This is a genomic window from Brenneria alni (assembly GCF_003666245.1).
In the GTDB taxonomy this organism is placed as follows: Bacteria; Pseudomonadota; Gammaproteobacteria; order Enterobacterales; family Enterobacteriaceae; genus Brenneria; species Brenneria alni.
In genome coordinates, this window is record NZ_MJLZ01000012.1 from 25,087 (window position 1) to 48,265 (window position 23,179).

Here is a 23,179-nt window from a genome sequence, read left to right on the forward strand (position 1 = left end):
AAACCTGATCGGCTGGCTGATCTGCCGGTGAGCGGATAGAAAAAAGCCCAGTCGGCCATCAAGAAAAACCCCGGACGCGCCGGGGTTTGGTTTAGGAAAGGGACAATCGATAACTTACTATTTTTCTGCCTGCGCCAGATCCTGCGCAATCTTTACCGTTTCATCCAGATAGGGGTCTGGAGCCTGATAATCTTTTGGCAAATCGTCCAGTGATTTCAGCGGTTTCTTCCCTTCTCTGACCAGGCGATCGTTAATCCGGTTCAGACGCATCGCTTCATCATCGTCACTCTCTTTCTCACGCTGGGCAAGATTGAGGGATACCGTATTACGCTTATCTTTCAGCGCGTTATACCGGGCAATATCCTCTGCGATATATTGAAACTCTGGATCTTTAGCAATACGCTCCTGATGATGCTCATTCAGCGTACTGATAACCGGCTTCAAGTCGCCGCTTTTCGTGTAGTCAGCCGCTTTGATGCTATCCCACGGCAGTGCGTTGTCCTCGAATTTTTCGCCGGTATCAACCGTTTCGGTTCCGGTAGGCATCATCACATCAGGCGTCACCCCCTTCATTTGAGTACTGCCGCCATTAATGCGATAAAACTTCTGAATCGTATACTGAACAGAGCCTAATGACGGCCAGTCAGGGCGCAACATCTGATCGTAAATTCGATTCAGGGAACGATATTGCTGTACCGTACCTTTACCAAAGGTCGGTTCGCCCACAATCAAGGCCCGGCCATAATCCTGCATCGCAGCGGCAAAGATTTCAGAAGCAGAGGCACTGAAACGGTCTACCAGCACCACCAGCGGCCCTTTGTAGTAAACCGTGCCGTCTGTATCGCTGTCTGCGCGGATTTTGCCGTTATTATCACGGATTTGCACCACTGGCCCGCTGGGAATAAACAGCCCGGATAACCCTACCGCTTCGGTCAGTGCGCCGCCGCCGTTACTCCTCAAGTCAATCACCACGCTGCCGACGTGCTGTTTTTCCAGCTTCTGGAGCTGAACTTTTACGTCATCCGTCAGGCCTACGTAGAATCCTGGAATATCCAATACCCCAACTTTCTCTTTGCCGACATTCTTGACCGACATCTTAACCGCACGATCCTCAAGACGTATGCGCTCACGAGTCAGCGTAACGATACGGGTTTTGGTGCCTTTGCCCGCAGGCAGAATTTCCAGCCGAACCTTGCTGCCTTTCGGCCCTTTAATCAGCGCAACCACATCATCAAGACGCCAACCGATAACATCAACCATCGGTTTCCCGCTCTGACCGACCCCCACCACGCGATCGCCCACCGTAATGTTTTTACTTTTCGCCGCCGGGCCGCCGGGCACCATAGAGTTAATCACGGTGTAATCGTCATCCATCTGTAATACCGCGCCAATCCCTTCGAGCGACAGGCTCATTTCGGTATTGAACTGTTCGGTATTTCTGGGCGACAAATAGCTGGTGTGCGGATCAATTTCCCGCGCAAAGGCGTTCATAATCAGTTGGAAGACATCTTCGCTGTTGCTCTGCGCCAGACGGCGAATCGCAAACTGATATCGCTTGGTCAGCGTTTCCTTGATGTCTTTGTCTTCTTTGCCGGTCAGCTTCAGGCTTAACCAGTCGTATTTGACTTTGGCGTCCCATAGGCGGTTCAGTTCACTCGCATTTTGCGGCCAGGGCGCTTTTTCGCGATCCAGCTCGATCGTGTCGTTGCCGGTAAAGTCCATCGGTTTTTCCAACAACGACAGCGCATATTGATAACGTTCAAAACGCCGTTTCTGCGCCAGATTATACAACGCATAGGGAAGATCCAACTTACCGGATTTCAGCTCATCCCCCAACTGCGTTTTCTTACCGGAAAACCGTGCAATATCCGAAGCCAACAACACATTATGGCTGTAGTCCAGCATATTGAGATAACGGGAAAAAATTTTTTCGGAGAAAGCGTCATCCAGCATAAACTGGCGATAGTGGGAACGCAGAAAGCGCGACGCGACTCTGTCACTTACCGTGGCATGTTGAGGTTCCTGCTGTAACTGAGGAATTTGTTCAACACGCGTAATATTTTCATTCGCAAAACTAACACTCGCCAGCAGCAAACCTGCGATAGCGGTCATTCTGGCTAAATTGTTCATGCCCAGGTTGGCCTCCGTATCAGAACTGCAAATGTTCTGCGCGCACAATCATTGCCATGCCTGAAGCCAACTGCACCCTGACTTCACCTTTGGCAATCTCAAGCACAGTGGCAGCCATAGCATCTTTGCCGGCTCTGACTTTGATTTCCTGACCGATTTGCAGTTTGGAAACATCCGTAACCGCCACCCGCGGCTGCTGAGGCTCACTGCTGGCAGATTTTAGCTGACGGGACTGGGCGTTAGCAGGCTGCTGAGAAGGAGATGACGACGGCCGGAAAGCAGGCTTGCGCGGTTTACGCGGCGCGGTATTAGCGGCATCACGCTCACGGCGTGGCGCATTTTTACCATTTGCCGGACGATGACGCACTGGTTCGGCGGTTTCTCCCGCTTCACGTTTTTTCGCTTGTTGCTCGGCGCGTTGGGCCTGAACCCTGGCTTTCGCTTCTTCCAGTTGCTTACGGGCGTGGTCGACATGCTGCTGTTCCAGCTCGCCGCAGGGATTTCCATCCAAATCCACTCGTTGAGCGCCCAGTTTAACGCCGTACAGATAACGCCAGCTTGAAGTATAGAGCCTCAGCGCAGAACGCAATTGCGTTTTGCTGACGTGATCTGTTTCGGGAATGCGTTCAACAAGATCTTGAAAAATACCGATCTTTAACGGTCGAGTTTCACCTTCAGTGGTGAAACAAAGCGGAAACCGCTCTGCCAATAGAGCAATGACTTCTTTACTACTGTTCAACTTAGGTTGATTTTCCATGAAATTTCCTGATTACAACGGGTGTGCCAACCGGCGCAGGCATGAACAGGCGTCATTATAATGACGCCATCAGCAATTGCTACGTTATCCTTGTTTCAACGTGAGAGAATTGACAAAAGTCAGCACATCGCTTTCTTCAAGTTGTACACAAAGTGCTGTCACCGCGGCCTTAAGCCCCTCTTCATCGTCTGCGTCAAACCGTTGATAAACCGTGCTGTCAATATCTAAAACGCCGACCAACTGACCGCTAACCGTCAGCGGCAGTACAATTTCGGCGTTACTCGCAGCATCGCAGGCAATATGGCCGGGAAACGCATGTACATCACCTACGCGTTGAATCTGATTTTCAGCGATCGCCCGACCACATACACCTTTACCTACCGGAATACGGACACAAGCCACCCGTCCCTGAAACGGCCCAAGAAACAGCGAGTCCTGTTCCAGCAGATAAAAACCAACCCAGTTAACCCCATCCAAACGTTCAAACAGTAATGCGCTGCTGTTTGCCAGGATGGTGATAAAACGATTTTCTCCCGCAATCAGCGAGGATATATCACCCACCAGATCCCGATAAAATTGTTGTTTTTTCATAAAATATTATTCTGTCTTTTTGAGTCTACCCAGCCACATACGCCAAAATAACCATCCGCAAATATCCGCTACAGGATGCCATAAGATTTATTCATTAGCGCGAAGAATCATCCTTGTCGAAATATCGGAACCATGCATATCGTGCTATTTACCTATTAATTATATCGTCTACAGAGTGTAGTCTCATTTTATGTCGCTCATCATTCCGTTAGGCTATATCGTCGTGCGTTACGCCGTTTTTTATCGACTACACTCATCTGGCTCATGGATCGTTAACCGCAGGTAATATGAAAATATATAACATAATGAGTCCTGCACCCTATCCGTCATCAAGGCCGCCCTATGTCGACGGCGCTGTAGCGCCCGCACGGCCAACAGCACGTTATCACCGTTGCCCTGAATGTGATGCTTTTTTCATGTTACCCATTGTTAAGCGTAACCAAACGGCAAACTGCCCGCGTTGCGATGCAAGAGTAAGCTCAGGGCGTGACTGGTCCATCTCCCGGCTGGCGGCCATGGCCGTTGCCATGCTGGTGCTGATGCCGTTTGCTTATACCGAACCGTTAATCAGCATCCGCCTGCTTGGCGTATCCATTAATGCCAGTCTGTTTGAAGGGATCTGGCAAATTACCCGGCAGGGACACCCGATAACGGCCAGCATGGTCGCTTTTTGTACTGTCGGTGTGCCGCTGACGCTGGTATTTTCGCTTTTGTATCTGTTTTTCGCGCCGCGCATGGGCATGAATCTGCGCCCGATTCTATTGATGCTGGACAGGCTGAAAGAATGGATGATGCTGGATATTTACCTGGTTGGCATGGCGGTTGCCGCCATCAAAGTTCGGGAATTCGCTGATGTTCAGCCAGGCGGCGGCCTGATTGCCTATCTGGCATTAATGATATTGAGCGTGCTGACGCTTATCCACCTTAATAGCGACCAACTGTGGCAGCGCTTCTACCCGCGAATGCGACCGGTTATCTCACCCGAACGTTACCGGATATGCATCTTCTGCCATTTTACCAGTTCACCTGATAACCGTGGGCGCTGCCCTCGCTGTCATATTCCGTTACGCTTGCGGCGTAGGTATAGCCTGCAAAAATCCTGGGCGGCGCTGATTGCCTCAATTATCTTCCTGTTGCCCGCCAACCTGTTGCCTATCTCCATCATTTATGTGAATGGCGTTCGCACCGAAGACACCATTTTTTCCGGTATTCTGTCTTTGGCATCGGGCAACATTCCTGTGGCGCTGGTGGTGTTTATTGCCAGTATTCTGGTGCCTTTTACTAAGGTTATTGTACTGTCCGCATTACTGTTAAGTATTCATCTGCGGATTGAGGACGGTCTCATTGCCCGGATGAAGATGCTGCGTATTATTCGCTGGATCGGACGCTGGTCAATGCTGGACTTATTTGTCATTGCACTGATGATGTCGCTGGTCAACCGCGATCAATTACTCGCTTTTACTATGGGGCCTGCGGCTTTCTATTTTGGCACCGCAGTGATTTTAACTATTCTGGCAGTCGAATGGCTGGATAGCCGACTTATGTGGGATAACGATGCAAGAGAAAATACCCGAAGCGCCAACCGCAGCCACTGTGAAGAATAAACGCCGCCTGTCGCCCTTTTGGCTGCTGCCGCTGATTGCCCTGATGATTGCCGGTTGGCTGGTATACACCAATCAGCAGGAGCGGGGAGCCACCGTCACCATTGATTTTGTGTCGGCTGATGGCATCGTTGCCGGTCGCACGCCAGTGCGTTATCAGGGAGTGGAAGTCGGAACGGTGCAAGATATCAAGCTCAGTGATGATTTGCGCACCATACAGGTTGAAGCCAGTATAAAAAGCGACATGGAAGACGCGTTACGTACCGGAACCCAGTTCTGGCTGGTGACGCCGAAAGCGTCGCTGGCTGGCGTTTCCGGTCTGGATGCGCTGGTCGGCGGTAACTACATTGGCATGATGCCCGGCGAGGGCGAACCGCAGGCGCATTTTTCCGCACTGGATACCCAGCCCAAATACCGGGTCAATACCGGTGAGTTGCTGATCCATCTGCACGCCGATGATTTAGGTTCCCTGAGCAATGGCTCATTGGTCTATTATCGCAAAATTCCGGTCGGAAAAGTCTACGATTACACCGTCTCAGCGGATCAGCATGGCGTAATGATTGATGTGCTGATCGAACGGCGATTTACCCATCTGGTTAAGAAGAACAGCCGTTTCTGGAACGTATCCGGCTTTAATGCCGACGTGGGCTTGCGCGGCGCCAGGGTGGAAATGGAAAATCTGGCGGCACTGGTCAACGGCGCGGTGGCGTTTGATTCACCCGACGACAGCGAAAAAGCCAGCGCGGAGCAATCCTATCGTCTCTATCCCGATCTGGCGCAAAGCCAGCGTGGCGTGGTGATTACGCTTGATTTACCGTCCGGGGACGGTCTATCGGAAGGACGCACGCCGCTGATGTATCAGGGACTGGAAGTCGGGACGCTGAAAAAAATAACCCTCATCCCCGACAGCAGTAAAGTGAGCGGTGAACTGATTATCGATCCGGCGGTGGTGGCGTTAATGCGGGAAGGAACGCGTATCGAGCTGACCAAACCGCGGTTATCCCTGAGCGATCTGAATATTCCCCGCCTGCTCAGTGGCCCCACGCTGACGCTCATTCCCGGCGAAGGCGAACCGCGTCAGCACTTCACCGTGGTGGACAGCGGGCTGCAACAGTTAACTCAACCCGGCGTTCTGTCCATCCGGCTTAATGCCGCGCAAAGCTACGGTATCGATAACGGCCAACCGGTGTTGTTGCACGGCGTACAAATTGGTCAGGTGGTGAAACGGACACTGGATGAAGAAGGGGTCGGTTTTACCGTGGCGATTGAGCCACAGTATCGGCAGCTTCTGCATCGTGACAGTAAATTTGTCGTCAATAGCCGCCTGAATGTCAAAATGGGACTGGATGGCATACAGATGCTGGGGGCCAGCGCACAGGAGTGGTTTAGCGGCGGCATTCAGGTATTACCCGGCAGCAAAGGCGACGTGCTGCAACATTATCCCCTCTATAGCGATCTCGAAAAGGCGGAAGAAGGTATCCGGGGCGCCACGCCATCCCCGACATTGACGCTGGTAACCGATCGTCTGCCCGATATTCAGGATGGTTCGATTGTGCTGTACCGCAAGTTTCAGGTCGGTGAAATCATGCAGATCCGGCCAAAAGCGGATTATTTCGAGGTGGATGTCTATATCCGCCCGGAACACCGCAAACTGTTGACGGATAGCAGCGTTTTCTGGGCCGAAGGCGGCGCCCGCATCCAGTTAAACACCTCCGGACTAACCGTACAGGCCTCGCCGCTTAACCGCGCCCTTAAAGGCGCCATCAGCTTTGATAATCTGGAGGGAGCGCCGGAAATCAAAGGCGGCAAGCGGGTTCTTTACAGCAATGAAACCGCAGCACGCGCAGTCGGCAGCCGCATTACCCTGCGAACTTTTGATGCCGGTAAACTGGCGCCCGGTATGCCAATCCGCTATCTGGGGATTGATATTGGGCAACTTGACTCACTCAAGCTGTCTGAACAGCATAATGAAGTGTTGGTGCAGGCGGTGCTTTATCCCGAATATGTCCGCGGATTTGCCCGTGCGGGAACTCGCTTTTCGGTTGTCACCCCGGAAATTTCAGCGGCAGGGGTTAATCATCTGGAAACCCTGTTCCAGCCCTATATCAATGTTGAACCCGGCGGTGGTGGCGTATCCCGCAGTTTTGAGCTGCAACCGGCAACCATCTCAGATTCCCGTTATCAGGATGGTTTAAACATCAGCGTGGACGCGCCGGAAGCCGGTGCATTACAGGTAGGCACGCCCGTGCTGTTCCGGGGAATAGAAGTGGGAACCGTTACTGGCCTGTCGCTGGGTACGTTGTCTGACCGTATTTCCGTCGCCCTGCGCATCAGTAAGCGCTACCAGCATTTGGTGAGAAACAACTCGGTCTTTTGGTTGGCTTCCGGCTATAACCTGGAATTTGGCTTGACCGGCGGGGTGATAAAAAGCGGGACGTTCCAGCAGTTTATCCGCGGCGGGATCGCCTTTGCCACTCCGGCGACCACCCCGCTCGCCCCCAAAGCTCAGGAAGGGAAACATTTCCTGCTGTACAACGAAGAGCCAAAAGAGTGGCGGCAATGGGGTACGGCGATTCCGACCAACTAAAATCCGGGCGGTAAACCCGCCCGAGGTTGATAGACTACCTGATAGCATTTTGTGGTAAGCTCCGCCGCTTAATCTTCACTGCCGTAATGGAACCGCCTAACGTGGCTAAACAGACGCCAGCCCATTTACCCCCGGAGTTTCTCGCTGCCATCCAGGCCATCATGCCCGGCCATCTCTCTATGGATGACTTCATTTCCGCCTGTCAACGGCCTTTACGCCGTAGCATCCGGGTGAATACGTTAAAAATCGGCACCGATGAGTTTTTAAAACGGGTGGAACCTTATCAGTGGCAGCTTGAGCCTATTCCCTGGTGCAGCGACGGTTTTTGGCTGCTGAACGCCGATGATGAAATAGTGCGATTGGGAAATACGCTGGAACACCTGAGCGGCCTGTTCTACATCCAGGAAGCCAGCTCCATGCTGCCGGTCAGCGCCCTTTTTCATCATGATACCGCCCCGTGTCACGTATTGGACGTGGCGGCGGCTCCCGGTTCCAAAACCACGCAAATTGCCGCCAGAATGGAAAATCAGGGAGCCATCATTGCCAATGAATACGCCGCCAGTCGGGTGAAAGTCCTGCACGCCAACCTCAGTCGCTGCGGCGTCAGCAATACGGCACTGACCCACTTTGACGGACGGGTGTTCGGCGCGGCGTTGCCCGACTATTTCGATGCGATCCTGCTTGATGCCCCTTGTTCCGGCGAAGGCGTGGTGCGTAAAGATCCCGCTGCAATGAATCACTGGTCGCCGGAAAGTATCGCCAGCATTGCCGCCACCCAGCAAGAGCTAATCCTGAGCGCGTTTCACGCCTTAAAACCCGGTGGAGTGATGATCTACTCTACCTGTACGCTGAACACGCAGGAAAATCAGCAGGTGTGCCACTGGTTGCAACAAACTTTTCCCGATGCCTGCACATTCGAACCCTTGACCGATCTGTTCCCTGACGCCGCGCTTGCCGCAACGGAAGAGGGTTTCTTACACGTTTTTCCACAGATTTATGACAGCGAGGGCTTTTTCGTGGCGCGTCTGCGTAAAACGGCCAGCGTCCCGCCGCTCCCTGCACCCGGTTACAAAATAGGTAAATTCCCTTTCTCTGCGCTGAGTGCCAAAGATGGCGCGCCGATCATACAGGCAGCGCAACAACAGGGGCTGACGTGGGAAAACGATCGGCTACAATTATGGCGGCGCGACAACGAAATCTGGCTTTTCCCCGCCGCGTTGGCCTCCGCTTTTGGGAAAATCCGCTTCTCACGTATTGGTATCAAGCTGGCGGAGCAGTTTCCCAAAGGCTATCGCTGGCAGCACGAAGCCATCATTGCGCTGGCGAACGCGGATGCCGACCACGCCTACGCACTCAACGTTCGGCAGGCCTGCGAATGGTTTCAGGGGAAGGACAGCTACCCGGAGCCTGCACCCTCAGCGAATGAACTGCTGCTGACTTATCAGCACTGCCCGGTGGGGCTGGCCAAACGCATCGGCAGCCGGATAAAAAACAATTTGCCACGCGAGTTGGTGCGCGACGGCGCCTGTTCCGCCGCACAGGATAGCCGTCAGGATTCTGCACGGCGACAATCAGATGGAGACAAAACCAACTGATAAACAGATCCGGCCTCACTTCTCTGTGATTCTCATCTACAATTGCCTACAGAAGCGATGGAAAAAACCATGCTGTTAACCAGGAATTGAGGGCGTCATGTTTGCACTGGTGATATTCGTTTGTTATCTCGGCAATGGCTGTGATGAACTGGTGGTGGACGCGTACAATACGGAATCCCAGTGCATCAAGGCCATGAATGAACAGCGCTTACGCCGCGCCGGGTGTTATCCTATCGAAGAGTTTATTGATGGTTTCTGGCTGCCCGCACAGGAATATGCCGATTTTTAATCTGCGCCAGCCTCTGTGCATTATGTCTGCCCGACATGCCGTTACCGGCACACGCCGAAGCCACGCATTCCCAGATGAAAATGATTGGCATGGGCCGCGTTGTATTCCGGCCCCAGCGAATTGCCAAAGAAATCACAGCTTTGCTCAAACGTGGTGCGCAAGTAATCGCCGCTTTCATCCGCTGCCGTCCACTGGTTCAACACGTTGATACTCCGCCCGTCGGCCAGCTTGAAGCCGGTAACGTCCCAGGCTTGCGCAGTGGCATGTTCACTCAGCCGCCCTTCAGGCCGGTGATAAATATTTCGACAGGCATAGCTGCCGACATGATCAATATGCGACAGAGTGGTTCCCAGCCGCTGCGCCTGCGGTATCGCCGATTGCGTAACAAACATCGCGCTGCTTAACGCCAGCGGACAACTGGCCAAAAAACTTGAACTGAGGGTCACGGCGCCAAAACGCTGAACGCGAACAGGAGAAAGCAACGGACACTGCCCATCAATACTGCCCGGCAGAACGAAGGCAATGCGCCCTTTATCCTGTGCCTGTCTTAATACCGCCAGACAGGTTTCGGGATCGTCCGCCAACTGCCTAAGCTTAAAGCGAGTCACCAACGTGGGCGGGTCGTCAACCGACAGCGGGGTAAAAGGATCATATCCCGGTGGGAGATGTCGTTGGATCCAGGGCGCCAACGCAATCAAGGCAGCCAGAATCACTATTACAACCAGTAGTCCCCGCATTTATTCCGTCACTCCGGTTATTATGTGCCTTATGCAATAGTAGGCCATATCAACCGAATGTTATCTGTCTTCATTTATCCTACTGCTTAATTTATCAACGTTAAAACCATTTTCCCTTATGGGAACCCCGCAAGGCCTTTCCTCACTCATTTTATAACGAATGGACGGACGTGCTAAATGCGTCCGTCCGTTCGCCATGATGCAACAAAGACACCCATCCCACTTTTTTCATGAGGTCAATAATGACAGATATTACGCTAACCATGACAGTCCCCTCGTCAGGATTGTCACAGACCAATCTTGATCAGCAAAAGACTGGATCATCACCGGAACGCTCTCAACAACAGGAGGATCAGATGCTGGAGGCGTTGGCTGTTCTACTCAACGCACTTATGCCCAATAATACTCAGGGGAATAACAACTCACAGCAGGGCGACGATCCATTGAACCGCTCGGCTGATTCACTTGGCAACAACACGGACAAGCAGGCGTTGAGCGAGTCATTGATGAAACTGCTTGAGCAACTGCTACCTGGCGATGACGCAAAAAATGGACAAAATGCACAAAACCCATTATCGCAGTCAAATAATGCAACTCCCGGTTCATCCCCATTATCGGGCACCTCCGGCAGCGGTGACACGCAGAATCCGGAAAACCTCAGCCGTTCCCTGCTGGATGACACCTCAAGCGGAGCGATGAAAAATGCCATCAACCCAACAGAAGATGGCGGCGGGCAGATCAGTGAGAATACGTTGATAAAACTACTGATGGAGCTAATCGCCAATCTGATGGACACGCAAAAAGATGAGTTCGGTCAGCCAGAGGACTCCAAATCAACGCCAGCATCAAACGCGTCTAATCCGATGTCCACCAGCAACCCGAATAGTTCTTCCTCTCCTGCTGGCAACCCTCCCTCCACCACCTCTGGAAGCGGCAACCCTACCACGCCGTCAACTGAAGGCAGCAAAGGCGCGGCGCCAAGCGGGAGCGGATCCACCAACAATACCAGCCAGGCCGGCCCGGTTGAATTTCCTAGTGCCAGTGGTGATGTAACTACGGTTGATGAAACGATAAAAGTCGGTCCGGGCGAAGTTTTTGACGGCGGGGGTAAAACCTTTGTCGCCAGCGACAAATTAGGCGACGGAACCCAGAAAGAAGGACAAAAGCCTATTTTTGAACTGGCTGATGGCGCCACCCTGAAAAATGTGGTCTTTGGGGATAATGCCGCAGATGGTGTTCACGTCAAGGGCGATGCCAAAATTGATAACGTCCACTGGACTAATGTCGGTGAAGATGCGCTGACCGTGAAATCCAACAACGGTAAGCCTGCCAACGTTGAAATCACCAACAGCAGCGCTCAGGGTGCATCCGACAAAATATTCCAGCTTAATGCCGATGCCAATCTGACCATTGATAACTTCAAAGCGAAAGATTTCGGCACCTTTATTCGCACCAATGGTGGCCAGCAAGGCGACTGGAATATTAACCTGAGTAACATAGACGCAGAAAACGGCAAGTTCTCGTTTGTGAAAAGCGACAGTGATAATTTGAACGTAACAGGCGGTAACATCAACCTGACCAACGTCGACAATCACTACAAAGTTCCTCAGTCCGCTAACATACAGGTGAACTAAGATGCCTGCATCAATGATTCCCGCCACCAGCACGCCTTCACGCTGGGCCGACCTGGTAAAACAAGGCGGCTATCTGACGCCGGTTCAGCGTGAAGCCTTTGAGCGTGCGATAAATCTGGTCACTGAATGTTTGCACCAGATTTTGTCACAGACCAGCCCACAACGTAGCGGCCAGTTTGAGTTTGACGCTTTTGTGGATTCACTTGAGCAGGATTTTCTGCATCAGATCAACGTCCAAGCGGCAAATGGGCTGCACAGTGATGTGGCACAAACCGCTTATTGGATAGCACGACAGATGGCCGATCAACTCATTAAAGTGCGGCAACCCGCCAACCTTTCCTCATAGATAAACCCGCGAAGCCAGCGCAAGCTGGCTTCATTCTCATTCTGCTGACAAACGTTCTGATTTTACCCCCACGGGCTTTACCTGGCCGATAACCAACGCAAAAAAGCAGGGACGATACCCTGCTTTGGCTACTATGGAGTTTATCTCAATCAATCGGCCAGTTTTTTCAATTCATTACTGATGATACTGTCGCCGAGCATCGACAGGTCGATACCTATCGAGTTGCCGCCATTGCCACGCTCATACAGGTTGGCGTTGCCCGTGTCGCCGGCCACCGCACTTTTAACCATGCCCACGGCTTCCAGAAACTTATTCAGGCTCTCTTTTGTCATCCCATCCTTACCGGGATTACCCAGGGTTTGCGCCCAGGTTTTATTATCATCCTGAGGCGCATCCCAGTCTTTTTTCTGATACTGAGGCACCCCAAATTTTTCAGGATATTGATCCATAAACTGACCGATCTGAGCAGCCAGCTCACGGTCTTCTTTATCAATAACATAACGGTTATATTGGTTGTTATTGTCTTTTTTATCGTAGCCGATATTGTTCAGCGCCTCTAAGCCCGCTTTCTGCCCGACTTCCAGCCCGATCTGAGTACCAAGCTGATTGAAGTCACTGGCGCCGTTTAACCCCTCCAGGCCCTTATCATCTAATTGCAGCGGCGTCTGGTTGCTGGATGCTTCTTTCAGACCGCCATTCAAAAGTAAATTCAGTACATCCTGAACGCCCTGATTATAAGCGGAGACTTCCTCATCGTTCGGTTGTTTTTGGCCAAACAGATTGCTCGTATCAAGTTGATCTTCATCAGTATCCAGCAGATTGGACAACGCACTGAGCAGCAGATTACCCAACTGTGCGGAGGGATCTAATGCATTCAGGCTTGCTCCCAGCATACTGCCGGTATCGGTCAGTTGACCGTTTTGATCAAATAACGCTCCACCATCCTTATTTTGAATACCGTAATTTTGGCTACCAGAATTTTGACTATCGTAACTCTTGCTGCCATCGCTCTCAGAGCCAAACAACAGGGACGTCAACAGGTTTGCCAACAGTTCCGCCACATCCCCCTGCTGGCCATCATAGGAAGATGAAGACTGAGATGAATCCGTAGAGCGAGTCGACTGATTCGTTCCCTCTGTTTTGATAGTGATTTGCACGGTAGTACCGCCGCCAAGAGAATTAAGCATAATGTTTCCTCGTAATTGAATGAGTTGGTCAAAGCACCGCTATCCTTTACCGTCAGGGGATATCCCGACTTATTTGATGGGCGCACCAATTTAGTGATGCTCTGTTGTTTTCAGTTCCCGCAGTCCAGGTGGTAAAAATCGATTTATTTCGGGTAGTTACAACGGCGGCAGGCCTGTCAGCCGCCATAGTCTGTCCAAGGCGTTGACACGGTTCTCTTCCTCTACAGGAAGCTGGCAGCACACGAGCAAATCACGCTGCTCATTCATGCTCAGGTAACAATCAGCGCATGTTTCGGCCTCAAGAAAACGTCGTTGCAGTAATTGATGCAACATGCCGGGGTGGCGCACACTTGAGGCCAGCGTTAGCTGGAGAACTTTTTCCTGGCCCCGTTGCTGGAACAGCAGCGTAACCCCCGGCCGAGGTTCCCAACGGCCTTCCGGCACATAGTTTATTGCGGCAAGAAAGTCACGCTGGGTGGTAAACAAAACTGGCGTATCAATCATTTATGCTTATCCTGCTGTAATCCGCCGGGCCGGTACGTAAATCAGGGTGCCACCAGATAATAAGCTGTCGCCCATCGGGCTGAGGCCGGCAAGTGACCGAGGTGCAATTAACTATTTGTCGTGATGACGAACATGCGCCCAAAAGCAGCACAGCCGCGATAAGCAAGTAGGGTTTATGACACATAACAATTTTCCCGAGTTAATAAGACGTCAGCAGTGAACGCCGGACAGGCACGGTGGTAGATAAAGGCTGGAGGGCGACAAAGACTTCGGTGGACTCCCCTGGCGCCAGTGTGGTTTTAGGCCAGACGGCAACCGCCAACGTACGATTACCACCACAGTCCGCTTCGTCAAAACGCTGAACCTGCGAGCCGCGATTGCGCACCACACCGACGGTTATCCATATACTGCCATTGCCATACCATTGATTACGGTTACTGTCATACACCAGGCCGCGATGCGAACGACACACTTCGCTCAAACGAGAGCCTTTTTCTTGGTTCTCAAATCCCGCCGGAAACTGTTTGCTGGCCAGATCACGCAGAGCATTTTCCACCAGACTGTATTGATCGCTTTTATCATTACGCCGGGCGACGCGATTCATGGCATCGTTCAGTTGATGGCGGTTTTCAGTAGAGACATAGCGGGTTGGGTCCGTTTGATCGCCAATTAAATGCGGCGTCAGGATGAATAAACGCTCCCGGCGCGATACCTCATGCCGGGTGGAGGTAAACAGTTTACCCATTATAGGAATATCACCTAACAAGGGAATGCGATGATCACGTTCGCCGCTCTCTTCAACATGAAAGCCGCCCAGCACCAGAGCGCGATTTTCACCAATCAGTACCTGGGTGCTGACAGTACCCCGTTTCACCCCGGTGGCTTCTCCTTCGCGTCCGGTTTCAACCTTCCCGTCCTCGATATCAATGATCAGTTGAATACTGCGCTTCCCATCCAGCCCCACCACACGCGGCGTGACTTGCAGGCTGGTTCCGGCGGTAACGGACTGAATATTCGCCACCCTCTCCCCCGTGGCGGTAATGAATGCGGTGCGGCTGAAGTCCACAATCGCGGGCTGATTCTCCAGCGTCAGTACCGAGGGGTTGGCGACGATAGAAGCGGTTCCCTCACCTTCCAACGCCTGAATATCGGCAAAAAAACGCTTAAAATCGCTGACAAACAGGGTACTGCGCCCCATCATCATGGTACTTCCCGCGCTGACGCTCCCCAACGTCCCCTGCCAGTTCGCCTCCAGACGCGACAGAGCGGTGCGATCCACATCCAGAATGATGGCATCGATATTAACCAGATTTTGCGGAACATCGATCTGCTCGACCAATTGCTGGTATTCCTCTCGTCGCTTTTCATCGTCGCGGATCAACAGCGCGTTATTACGCACATCAGCGGAAATCTTGCCATTTAGAATCAGATTCCCTTGCTCATCGGTGCGGCGTTCCGGGCTGTTACGCCCTGCCAGCCTCATCATCAAGGCTCGTGAATTTTCACGCATGGCTTCCATACCGGTATCAGGAATCGCGTTCGATGAGCCGGAAGCACCTAACGGTGCAATACGCTGGCCGTCCATCAGCTCACTAAGGATCGTCGCCACGCCGGGGATAACAACACGCTGATCGCGATATTGCATCGTTCTGTCGGACACTGATGCAAAACGCAACGGGAATATCATCACTTTACGGCGTTCATCCTGCTTTTCCCGCTGCTGACTGAAACTACGGATCAAATCAATATAGGTCTGCGGCCCGGTCACCAACACTACGCCTTCATCTGGAAGCTCTCCCCAGCCGAAACGCGGATCGAGCAACCCGATGCCACTAAGCGCCTGTTTAAGATCAGGCGCGGCATCCGGCGAAATCTCCAGTCGAACCGACACCTGCTCATCCTTCGGGCTGACATAAAGGGTATTATTGTAAACAAACCACTGAAAACGATGTTCCAGCGCCAAACGATCCAGAAAGGCGACCGGCGTTTCCGCCCGGATTTTGGCATCAACTTCCTTATCATTCAGGTTTCCCAGCATCAGTTCTACGCCATGTGTATTGGCAAAATCGGTTAAAATCGTCGACAACAGCGTCTGTTCCGCCGAATAGGCATATGCACCCTTACCCCATCCCGCCGGCGTGGTTGCCTGTGCCATAGGCACCATTCCCACCAGAACAAACGACCAGCAAAACCAGTGATATAAGGTCAATAGAAATGCACACAGCGTGTTACGCATCACCTTTCTCCTTGCAAAAAGGCCAGCGAGTTCAAATTCCGTGGCCCTGGCGTTGCGGCTCTGAGTGCCGGCAACAACATGATTTGCCAGACATCCCGTTGATTCACCAGTCTCTCCAGACACTGGCATAGTTGCATTACGTCGTCGGGTTCAGGCCGCATCCACAGCCACAGTTGCTTATCCTGTTCAGATAGCGACAGCGCCGCCGCTTCCTCGCCATACTGCCACCGTGCGACATCGGCTAGCAGCAACGCACGTTCCAGTACGCTTTCATCCGGCGCTGTCGGTAAAGGGATAGCCGCACAACAGGCTATTCCCTGAGCTTGGCGCATCAGCGCCACGCCGCCGCCGTCTATTTCGAGCCGCAACCTGGAGGACTGGCCGTTCAGCCAATCCTCCAGCGAGGCAAACAACTCAGTTGAAGTCATTGATAATAGCCTTCGCCAAGCCATGTTTTACGGTCAGCAATTGCCCCACGGCCCAGTTGGCATTGGAGTAGTCCATGCTGGCTTCAAAAAAGGCATAGCTGTCGGCCTGACTGGCGCCGCTATCGGCGACATCCAGCGCGATACTATCCAGTTTTTGCTGTGCGTTGACGAAATGCGTATCCAGACGGCGCTGTATTGGGTCGTAAGACATAGTGAACTCTCCTGTGTAAACCGGATCTTTGTATTGACAGAAATTGAGTGGTTGCCGAATCAGAGGAGTTCCATCAGGGATGGGTGATGCCGCTACACGAAAATCTGAACTTAGGGGGAGAAAGCGCAATGCGACAGCACCGTGCCGGGCTGCCTGTTTTCGTCGTGTTATGCCATCCGTTGAATGCAGATGGCACAACTTGAAATTTATTGGGTATAGCGCTTTGAATGTAGCTCCACCACCTCTGTTGGCGGCATAAGATGCGCGGTGGCGCGTTGCCAACTCAGCGACATAACGCCATAGGCGGTTATCAGTTTCAGGGCATCATTTTCCAGCGACTCATCGCTGGTCAGTCGCCAGTCCAGATGCGGATGCGCTTTCAGCCAGCTCTCCACCTCCGCCAACTGTGCGGGATGGCAATACAGCGTACCGTGCGTCTCGCCCTGCTGCTGTTTAAGTAGCTGTTTTAACAGCGCATCATGACGTTGATCATCAGGAATATCGCCCAACAACTGGCTTAACGCCTCACGCAGTAATTTCCCGGATTGCATTACCCAAACCTGTTCCAGATTGTCTCGATCCTGTCGAAATCCCTGTAGCAATGCATCCGCCTGTTGCCAGAAGCTGGCTTCCGCCTGTTCAGTAACCTGCCGGGCTTCCTGCTGTGCCTGTCTGCGCGCCTGCGCCAGCAGCTTATCCGCCTGCTCGCTGGCATTATCCAGCAGCGTGCGGCTGTAATAATGTTCCGCCACTCGCTCTAAAGGGATCACCACCGCTTCTTGCCGGGTGGCGCCATCAAGGGTGTTAAAGGTTTTTTTTGTCAGCATCTCACTCTCCTTATGGGATTGTCTCATTGTATTCCGGGGTGGCGACCTTCCAGATCAACGCATCACACAGCGCATTAAGCCGCCCGGTTGGTAAAGATTGCCTGAAGTCAGGGCAGCGATCAGTTAAGTCGCGAGGGTACAGCAGCCGTAAGCGCGGCCAGCACAGTTCGCCATAACGGGCGCGCAATAAGGCTAGCGCGTCACTATCATCCGAAAAGGTGCAGCAGTCCGGTAGCCACAAACCGGGCCGCAAGGCCCTGGCCAGTCGCTGGCACCATGTCACTTGGTCAGCCGTGGCCTTGCGCTGACGATCAACCGGTTGGCACACTACGGCCATCAGATGCAGGACTTGCGCCCGCTGGCCTACGCCGAGCGTCCCAAGCCGCATCAGAGAAGGTTCCGGTTTCGGCGGCAACTGTACCGGAAGGTTAAAATAACGACAAAACACCGCTGGATTGGCATGAATAAAATGCCGCATCTGCGGTGTAAAAAAATGTTTTTCATCCCATACCGGATCGGCCTGTAGTCCACAGTCGCCTATCCACCAGTTAATCCAGTCGAGACCAGAAGGATCGTCATTCATCTCTCGCCTCGTCAGTGCTGTTGTGGGGCGTCAGCGCGTTTTTGTCGCCACTGCTGTATATAAGGTTTACCCACTCGCCACCCCAGCAAGCTGGCAATTAACAATCCCAACAAGCCCGCGCTCCACTGCCAGCGCATCATTTCTTCCGGCGTCAGCGTAAAAGGCCCGAGCGTCACCACAGGAATGCTATCCAGAAAAGGTTCGGCAGGAACAAAAACAATAGATAGCTCCTTATCATTTTTGCCCGCAAGGCCGGGGATACTGCTGGCCACCATACGGCGAATACGTGGCTCTATGCCATCCGGCTCCAATTCAGGCCGGTATTTGATAAATACCGCCGCTGAAGCTGGCTGTACCGGCTCGCCAGGAGCGATACGTTCGGGTAACACCACATGGACTCTGGCTACCAGCACACCATCGATTTGCGTCAGCGTGGATTCAACTTCCTGCGAAAGCGCATAAATGTAACGCGCTCGTTCTTCCAGGGGCGTGGAAATTACGCCGCTTTTCTGAAAGACGGCGCCCAGATTGGTTCGGGACTGGCGGGGTAATCCGGCGGCATTCAGAATATTGACCGCTCTTTCCATATTTTTCCCATCGATAATCAGGGTTACGCCCGTTTTTTCAACCCGCTTTTCCGCTGGGATCTGATAGCGGCCAAGCGTGGCAATCACCTCATTGGCATCGTTTTCCGATAGCCCACGGTTTAGCTCAATGGGATCGCCGCAACCGGTCAGCATTAGCAGCCCCAACAAAAAGAATAGTGCTCGCAAGTCAGTTTTCATCATGCCGCTACTGTAGGTTGGTCAGTTTTTCCAGACTCTGAACGCTCTTGGCCACCAATTTGGCGCTGAACAGACTTTCCAGATAGAAAGAAGAAAGTGTCCGGGTAGCATCCAGCACATCTTTTGGATTACCTGACCGCACAACCCGGTCTACTTCGCGTTCAGCATCTTTCAGCTCTGTATTTAATCCCTGAGATTTTTCTGCCAGGCTACTCAGCCAAGCGCTATTGCCGTTAACCGGCGCAGCCGGAGATTGCTCCAACTCAGCACTGAACCAGGCGATATCCTGACTGTTAAGCGCGAACTCTCCTGCCGATGTTTCGGTATCCAGCGGAGCTGACTCACTGATGCGGTTGATTTTCATGGTATTTTCCATCACCAACAAAAGGGTAGCCTGCCGGTTAATGCCCGGCAGGCTGTTTCAGTATCAGAACTGGATACCTTTTGACGTTTTCTGGCCTGCGTTCATTACCTTGGATGCAGAATCCATATGACCGTCGGCAACGGCGTTCTGCGTATCCAAAAGCAATTTTGCCGCTTGTGCCTCTGCAGATTGGGTCAGCGAAGTCGCCATCGCGCCGTCCAGGGTTGCAGTGGCGGTCTGTGAAGCAACCTGTGAAAGTCCTAATGCCATGATATATCTCCAATGTGATTGATATTTACAAGGGATGAACCGTCATGCTGTACTACCGTCATGCTGTTCATCGATTAAGTGGGGGGGAGGCAAATGCAGTTCCGCATGCTGCTGAACTTTTTATCCTATCGCTTTTTAACGTTCAGTAACGTTAAGGACTTTTAGCCTGTGATACAGCGTGCGTTTTGGTATCCCCAATTCGTTAACCACTTCGTCAATACAGTGCCCATGCCGTCGTAGCGCATCCAGAATCAAAAATTTCTCAATTCGCTGTAAGCGGGCTTTCAGCGGCAGATGGTCGTGAACTTGCTCTGATAACTGCGCTAACGGTGATAGCCCCAATACCCAGCGCTCCGCCGCTGCTTTTAATTCACGAATGTTACCAGGCCAGGCGTGCGCCAACAGGCGTTCATGCAGGCTGGTGTTAATCGAGGGGGGCGACACATTCAGGCGCTGCGCCGCTTCATGGCAGAAGCGTTGGAAAAGTGGGACGATCAGATCAGTACGGGAACGTAAGGGGGGCAACTGTATTTTCACCGTATCCAGACGAAAGTACAGATCACGCCTGAATCGCCCATCTTCCACTAACTTGTGTAGCGGCGTTTGCGTAGCGACAATGACCCGCATATCCACCGGTTTGAACTGGGTACTGCCAAGCCTCTCAACCCCTCTATTTTCCAGCACCCGCAACATTTTTGCTTGTAACGTCAATGGCATACTGTCGATTTCATCCAGAAAAAGAACCCCTTTGTCTGCCGTTTCCAGATAGCCCGCCCGAGAACGGCTGGCCCCGGTATAGGCACCGGAAACCACGCCAAAGAGTTCGCTCTCGGCCAGACTTTCCGGAATGGCAGCACAGTTGACCGCCACCAGCGGCCCACTACATCCCGATAGCTGATGAATACGACGCGCCATCGTGTCTTTACCGGTTCCGGTTTCTCCCTCAAGGACAATATCAACACTCAGTGGTGCAATAACATTTATAAGCGGGGATAGTGTTGCGTGAATATCATCTGATGCATAAGCCGCTGACGCTATTTCCGGGCATGAGCCTACCCAGCAGTGGGCGTCACTGTTTTTCCCAAACATCTGCCTGCTCCTGAGCCCCTCCGGGCTGACTTTATACCTTCCAGACTTTCTTATGGTGAATAACCATCTTATCCTTACGCCGCCGGAGCATATTAGCCGCCCCGTTAGTCGTTGATGGAATGGTTAAGCATTACCATCAATGGAAAGTAAAACAATCAGCTATCGCTGAACGTAGGGTAGGAATTACGGAGAAAAGGGTCAGAAAATCCTTACCTCAGTCCTGATGAAGTTGTAATTAATAAGGCCGATGTCCGGGAGAACAATTTACAGGATAAGCCGCTTATTCAGCACATATTTAACAATGTCGGCATTGGTGTTGAACTGCATCTTTTCCATCAGCCGTGATTTATGGGTACTGACCGTTTTATTACTGATGGCCAGGGCACGGGCAATAGCATTGATTCCCATGCCCTGGGCAAACATCATCATAATTTGATTTTCCCGTGGGCTTAGAACCTCATGCTGCGCCTTTCCCCTTTCTTCACAATCGAAAAAAACCAATTGTTCAGCAATGGCGTGGTCAATATAGCGCGCCCCTTGCGCCACCCGGCGAATAGCCGAAAGCAGCGTTTCCGGATCCTTATCTTTAGTAATATAGCCCCTGGCCCCGCTTTTCAGCGCACGTTGCGCAATCTGCGCCTCGCTGTACATGCTGAGTACCAGGATTGCCAGTTGCGGATACTGCGCGACGATGCGTAAAATCAAGTCCTCGCCACATATGCCGGGCATAGACATGTCCAGCAATAACAGGTCGATATGACTGGTTCGCAGCTTGGACAGCACCTGTGCGCCGTCACCCGCTTCCGCCACGACATTCAGCGATTCATCCAGAGCAAAAATCTGCTTAAGTCCTTCACGCATAATGACGTGATCATCCGCAATCATTAAGCGGATATGCTTTTCCATCACATACTCCTTTTTCCTTTTTCTTGCTATGAACTCATCACGCATCTTTCTCCATTGGAAAGGTGAACTGTACCGAGGTACCGCATCCCGGAGCGCTTGCAATGACCACCTTGCCTCCCAGCATCCGTCCTCGTTCTTTCATGCTGATCAGACCATAGGCATCCTCTTTTTTTATTCCGGTGTCAAATCCCCTACCGTTATCTTTAATGCACAGCACGACATTGCCTTGCTGGATTTCAAGCGTAATCACAACCTCTGTTGCCTGTGCATGGCGCGCTACGTTGGTAAGCGACTCTTGTGCGACACGGAATGCCGCCGTCGCGCTTTCATCTTTGAGCACCACTTCCGGCTCCGCCGTTTTCAACAGACAACTGCCATTGTAATTACGGTTGAATTCATCGCGCAGCCATTCCAGCGCAGGCGTCAACCCCATATTGAGCACATTTGGCCTCAGCTTGGTGGAGACATTGCGCACCACCTGGATGGTCTGATCCGATAACAACATCAGCCGCTTTAACTGCTCCAGCATATCTGGGTTGCCCTTAGCAAAACACATACGCATCAGTGAAAGACTCATACGGATTGTCGTCAGGTGTTGCCCCAGTTCATCATGGATCTCACGGGCAATATGCTTGCGCTCTTCCTCACGGGAGATCTCACGCTGGCGGGCCAGCAGGCGCAGTTGCATATGCGAAGCCTCCAGTTTTCTTTCTGCATAACGAATAGCGGTGATATCACGGCCCACGGCCAGGATAGACAGCAATTCCCCATGCTGATCGAACTCGGGAACACAACGAATATGATGGATGGCCCGGTGGCGTTGATCACCTTTGCCGGTTTCTTCCGACAGTTCACCTTCCGCACTACGGCGTGTATCGACAACTTGTTGTACCAACTGCTGAATGCGTATGGCGCACCCGACCCCCGGCCTTAAATCCGTTAGCAGGCGTCCACGCAATTGCTCAATAGTGAAATCCAGGTGGTTTAGAGTGGCCGGATTGGCGTAGAGGCAAATCAACTGAGGATCAAAACGGGTTATCAGGTCGGGTGAGTTTTCCACCAGTGCGCGAAATTCCTGCTCCCGTGCATATGCCAGTTGCTCAATATGTTTACGTTCCCTGATATCTCTTACTACACACATGCAGTAACAACGTCCTTTATGTTGAAAGTGAGTCAAATTGACTTCGACGGGAATAATGATGCCAAAACGGGTGATATGCCCTGTTTCAAATGTAATGCCCCGATCAGATTCATATTCCTGCCAACAAATTGCCAACCTGCACCTGTCCGGCCAGGTGGGATCGATATCCGTAATACGTAAATGCATAAACTCGACGCTGCTGTAACCCAGCATCTGACATGCCGATTCATTGGCATAGCAGAAACTCGCTTCTTCATTAATGATATAAATCGCGTCTTTTATACGGCTGAACGCAAAATCCACCAACTCCAGTTGTGGTGTATCAGCGTCAGAAGCAGACTCAAAAGGTTGCGTAAACATTATAGTCATCTCTCCTTGTTA

24 protein-coding genes are annotated in these 23,179 nt (G+C 52.2%); 6 read left to right on the forward strand and 18 right to left on the reverse strand.

Annotation, left to right across the window (positions count from 1 at the left end; translation table 11 throughout):
- Positions 1-117: 117 nt before the first annotated feature.
- The 3 genes from prc to BIY29_RS07405 form a co-directional block, all read right to left on the reverse strand.
- Positions 118-2,130, reverse strand: coding sequence for a carboxy terminal-processing peptidase (gene prc, locus BIY29_RS07395; RefSeq protein WP_121574501.1), 2,013 nt, complete (start codon positions 2,128-2,130; stop codon positions 118-120).
- A 19-nt stretch (positions 2,131-2,149) separates the two neighbouring features.
- Positions 2,150-2,887, reverse strand: coding sequence for an RNA chaperone ProQ (gene proQ, locus BIY29_RS07400; RefSeq protein ID WP_121574502.1), 738 nt, complete (start codon positions 2,885-2,887; stop codon positions 2,150-2,152).
- 84 nt (positions 2,888-2,971) lie between these two features.
- Positions 2,972-3,478, reverse strand: coding sequence for a GAF domain-containing protein (locus tag BIY29_RS07405; RefSeq protein WP_121574503.1), 507 nt, complete (start codon positions 3,476-3,478; stop codon positions 2,972-2,974).
- A 287-nt stretch (positions 3,479-3,765) separates the two neighbouring features.
- On the opposite strand from BIY29_RS07405, the gene yebS reads away from it, so the two are divergent.
- The 4 genes from yebS (at position 3,766) to BIY29_RS07425 (ending at position 9,550) form a co-directional block, all read left to right on the forward strand.
- Positions 3,766-5,082 carry a membrane integrity lipid transport subunit YebS gene (yebS, locus tag BIY29_RS07410; RefSeq protein ID WP_121574504.1) on the forward strand — a complete coding sequence of 439 codons (1,317 nt, stop codon included), beginning with the start codon at positions 3,766-3,768 and terminating at the stop codon, positions 5,080-5,082.
- A complete protein-coding gene (locus BIY29_RS07415; protein ID WP_121574505.1) occupies positions 5,033-7,666 on the forward strand; it encodes a PqiB family protein in 2,634 nt (877 codons plus the stop codon). The genes yebS and BIY29_RS07415 overlap by 50 nt, the downstream gene beginning before the upstream one ends.
- Positions 7,667-7,767: 101 nt before the next feature.
- On the forward strand, positions 7,768-9,261 hold the full coding sequence (rsmF, locus tag BIY29_RS07420) for a 16S rRNA (cytosine(1407)-C(5))-methyltransferase RsmF (RefSeq protein ID WP_121574569.1): 1,494 nt from the start codon (positions 7,768-7,770) through the stop codon (positions 9,259-9,261).
- 97 nt (positions 9,262-9,358) lie between these two features.
- A complete protein-coding gene (locus BIY29_RS07425) occupies positions 9,359-9,550 on the forward strand; it encodes a YdfD/YebW family protein (protein WP_121574506.1) in 192 nt (63 codons plus the stop codon).
- A gap of 41 nt (positions 9,551-9,591) precedes the next feature.
- On the opposite strand, the gene BIY29_RS07430 is transcribed toward BIY29_RS07425, so the two are convergent.
- A complete protein-coding gene (locus BIY29_RS07430) occupies positions 9,592-10,287 on the reverse strand; it encodes an extensin-like domain-containing protein (protein ID WP_121574507.1) in 696 nt (231 codons plus the stop codon).
- A 242-nt stretch (positions 10,288-10,529) separates the two neighbouring features.
- On the opposite strand from BIY29_RS07430, the gene BIY29_RS07435 reads away from it, so the two are divergent.
- Both BIY29_RS07435 and BIY29_RS07440 read left to right on the forward strand, forming a co-directional pair.
- A complete protein-coding gene (locus BIY29_RS07435; protein ID WP_121574508.1) occupies positions 10,530-11,921 on the forward strand; it encodes a pectate lyase in 1,392 nt (463 codons plus the stop codon).
- A 1-nt stretch (position 11,922) separates the two neighbouring features.
- A complete protein-coding gene (locus BIY29_RS07440; RefSeq protein WP_121574509.1) occupies positions 11,923-12,267 on the forward strand; it encodes a DNA-binding protein in 345 nt (114 codons plus the stop codon).
- A gap of 149 nt (positions 12,268-12,416) precedes the next feature.
- Here the strand turns inward: BIY29_RS07440 and BIY29_RS07445 are convergent, their stop codons facing one another.
- The 14 genes from BIY29_RS07445 to BIY29_RS07510 all read right to left on the reverse strand — a co-directional run bounded on the left by BIY29_RS07445 (position 12,417) and on the right by BIY29_RS07510 (position 23,158).
- Entirely contained in the window at positions 12,417-13,454 is a 1,038-nt protein-coding gene (locus BIY29_RS07445) for a type III secretion protein HrpN (protein WP_121574510.1), read from the reverse strand.
- 156 nt (positions 13,455-13,610) lie between these two features.
- Entirely contained in the window at positions 13,611-13,958 is a 348-nt protein-coding gene (locus BIY29_RS07450) for a type III secretion protein (RefSeq protein WP_121574511.1), read from the reverse strand.
- Positions 13,951-14,142 (reverse strand): HrpT family type III secretion system protein, encoded by a 192-nt coding sequence (gene hrpT, locus BIY29_RS20820; protein WP_121574512.1) that lies wholly within the window; start codon positions 14,140-14,142, stop codon positions 13,951-13,953. The genes BIY29_RS07450 and hrpT overlap by 8 nt, the downstream gene beginning before the upstream one ends.
- Before the next feature lie 15 nt (positions 14,143-14,157).
- Positions 14,158-16,194 carry a type III secretion system outer membrane ring subunit SctC gene (gene sctC, locus BIY29_RS07460; RefSeq protein WP_121574513.1) on the reverse strand — a complete coding sequence of 679 codons (2,037 nt, stop codon included), beginning with the start codon at positions 16,192-16,194 and terminating at the stop codon, positions 14,158-14,160.
- On the reverse strand, positions 16,194-16,622 hold the full coding sequence (locus BIY29_RS07465; protein WP_121574514.1) for a type III secretion system chaperone: 429 nt from the start codon (positions 16,620-16,622) through the stop codon (positions 16,194-16,196). Before BIY29_RS07465 ends, sctC begins: the two co-directional genes overlap by 1 nt.
- Entirely contained in the window at positions 16,609-16,833 is a 225-nt protein-coding gene (locus BIY29_RS07470; RefSeq protein ID WP_121574515.1) for a type III secretion protein HrpF, read from the reverse strand. Before BIY29_RS07470 ends, BIY29_RS07465 begins: the two co-directional genes overlap by 14 nt.
- A 206-nt stretch (positions 16,834-17,039) precedes the next feature.
- On the reverse strand, positions 17,040-17,660 hold the full coding sequence (gene sctL / locus BIY29_RS07475; RefSeq protein ID WP_121574516.1) for a type III secretion system stator protein SctL: 621 nt from the start codon (positions 17,658-17,660) through the stop codon (positions 17,040-17,042).
- Positions 17,661-17,670: 10 nt separating this feature from the next.
- Complete coding sequence (locus BIY29_RS07480; protein ID WP_121574517.1) at positions 17,671-18,243, reverse strand: type III secretion protein; 573 nt, start codon at positions 18,241-18,243, stop codon at positions 17,671-17,673.
- Positions 18,244-18,254: 11 nt separating this feature from the next.
- Complete coding sequence (sctJ, locus tag BIY29_RS07485; protein ID WP_121574518.1) at positions 18,255-19,031, reverse strand: type III secretion system inner membrane ring lipoprotein SctJ; 777 nt, start codon at positions 19,029-19,031, stop codon at positions 18,255-18,257.
- Positions 19,032-19,035: 4 nt separating this feature from the next.
- Complete coding sequence (locus tag BIY29_RS07490; protein WP_121574519.1) at positions 19,036-19,392, reverse strand: EscI/YscI/HrpB family type III secretion system inner rod protein; 357 nt, start codon at positions 19,390-19,392, stop codon at positions 19,036-19,038.
- Between the two features lie 63 nt (positions 19,393-19,455).
- Complete coding sequence (locus BIY29_RS07495; RefSeq protein ID WP_121574520.1) at positions 19,456-19,662, reverse strand: type III secretion system major pilin HrpA; 207 nt, start codon at positions 19,660-19,662, stop codon at positions 19,456-19,458.
- 135 nt (positions 19,663-19,797) lie between these two features.
- Positions 19,798-20,751, reverse strand: coding sequence for a sigma 54-interacting transcriptional regulator (locus tag BIY29_RS07500; RefSeq protein WP_121574521.1), 954 nt, complete (start codon positions 20,749-20,751; stop codon positions 19,798-19,800).
- A gap of 264 nt (positions 20,752-21,015) precedes the next feature.
- Positions 21,016-21,657, reverse strand: coding sequence for a response regulator (locus BIY29_RS07505; protein WP_121574522.1), 642 nt, complete (start codon positions 21,655-21,657; stop codon positions 21,016-21,018).
- A gap of 37 nt (positions 21,658-21,694) precedes the next feature.
- On the reverse strand, positions 21,695-23,158 hold the full coding sequence (locus BIY29_RS07510; protein WP_420808410.1) for a PAS domain-containing sensor histidine kinase: 1,464 nt from the start codon (positions 23,156-23,158) through the stop codon (positions 21,695-21,697).
- Positions 23,159-23,179: the final 21 nt, after the last annotated feature.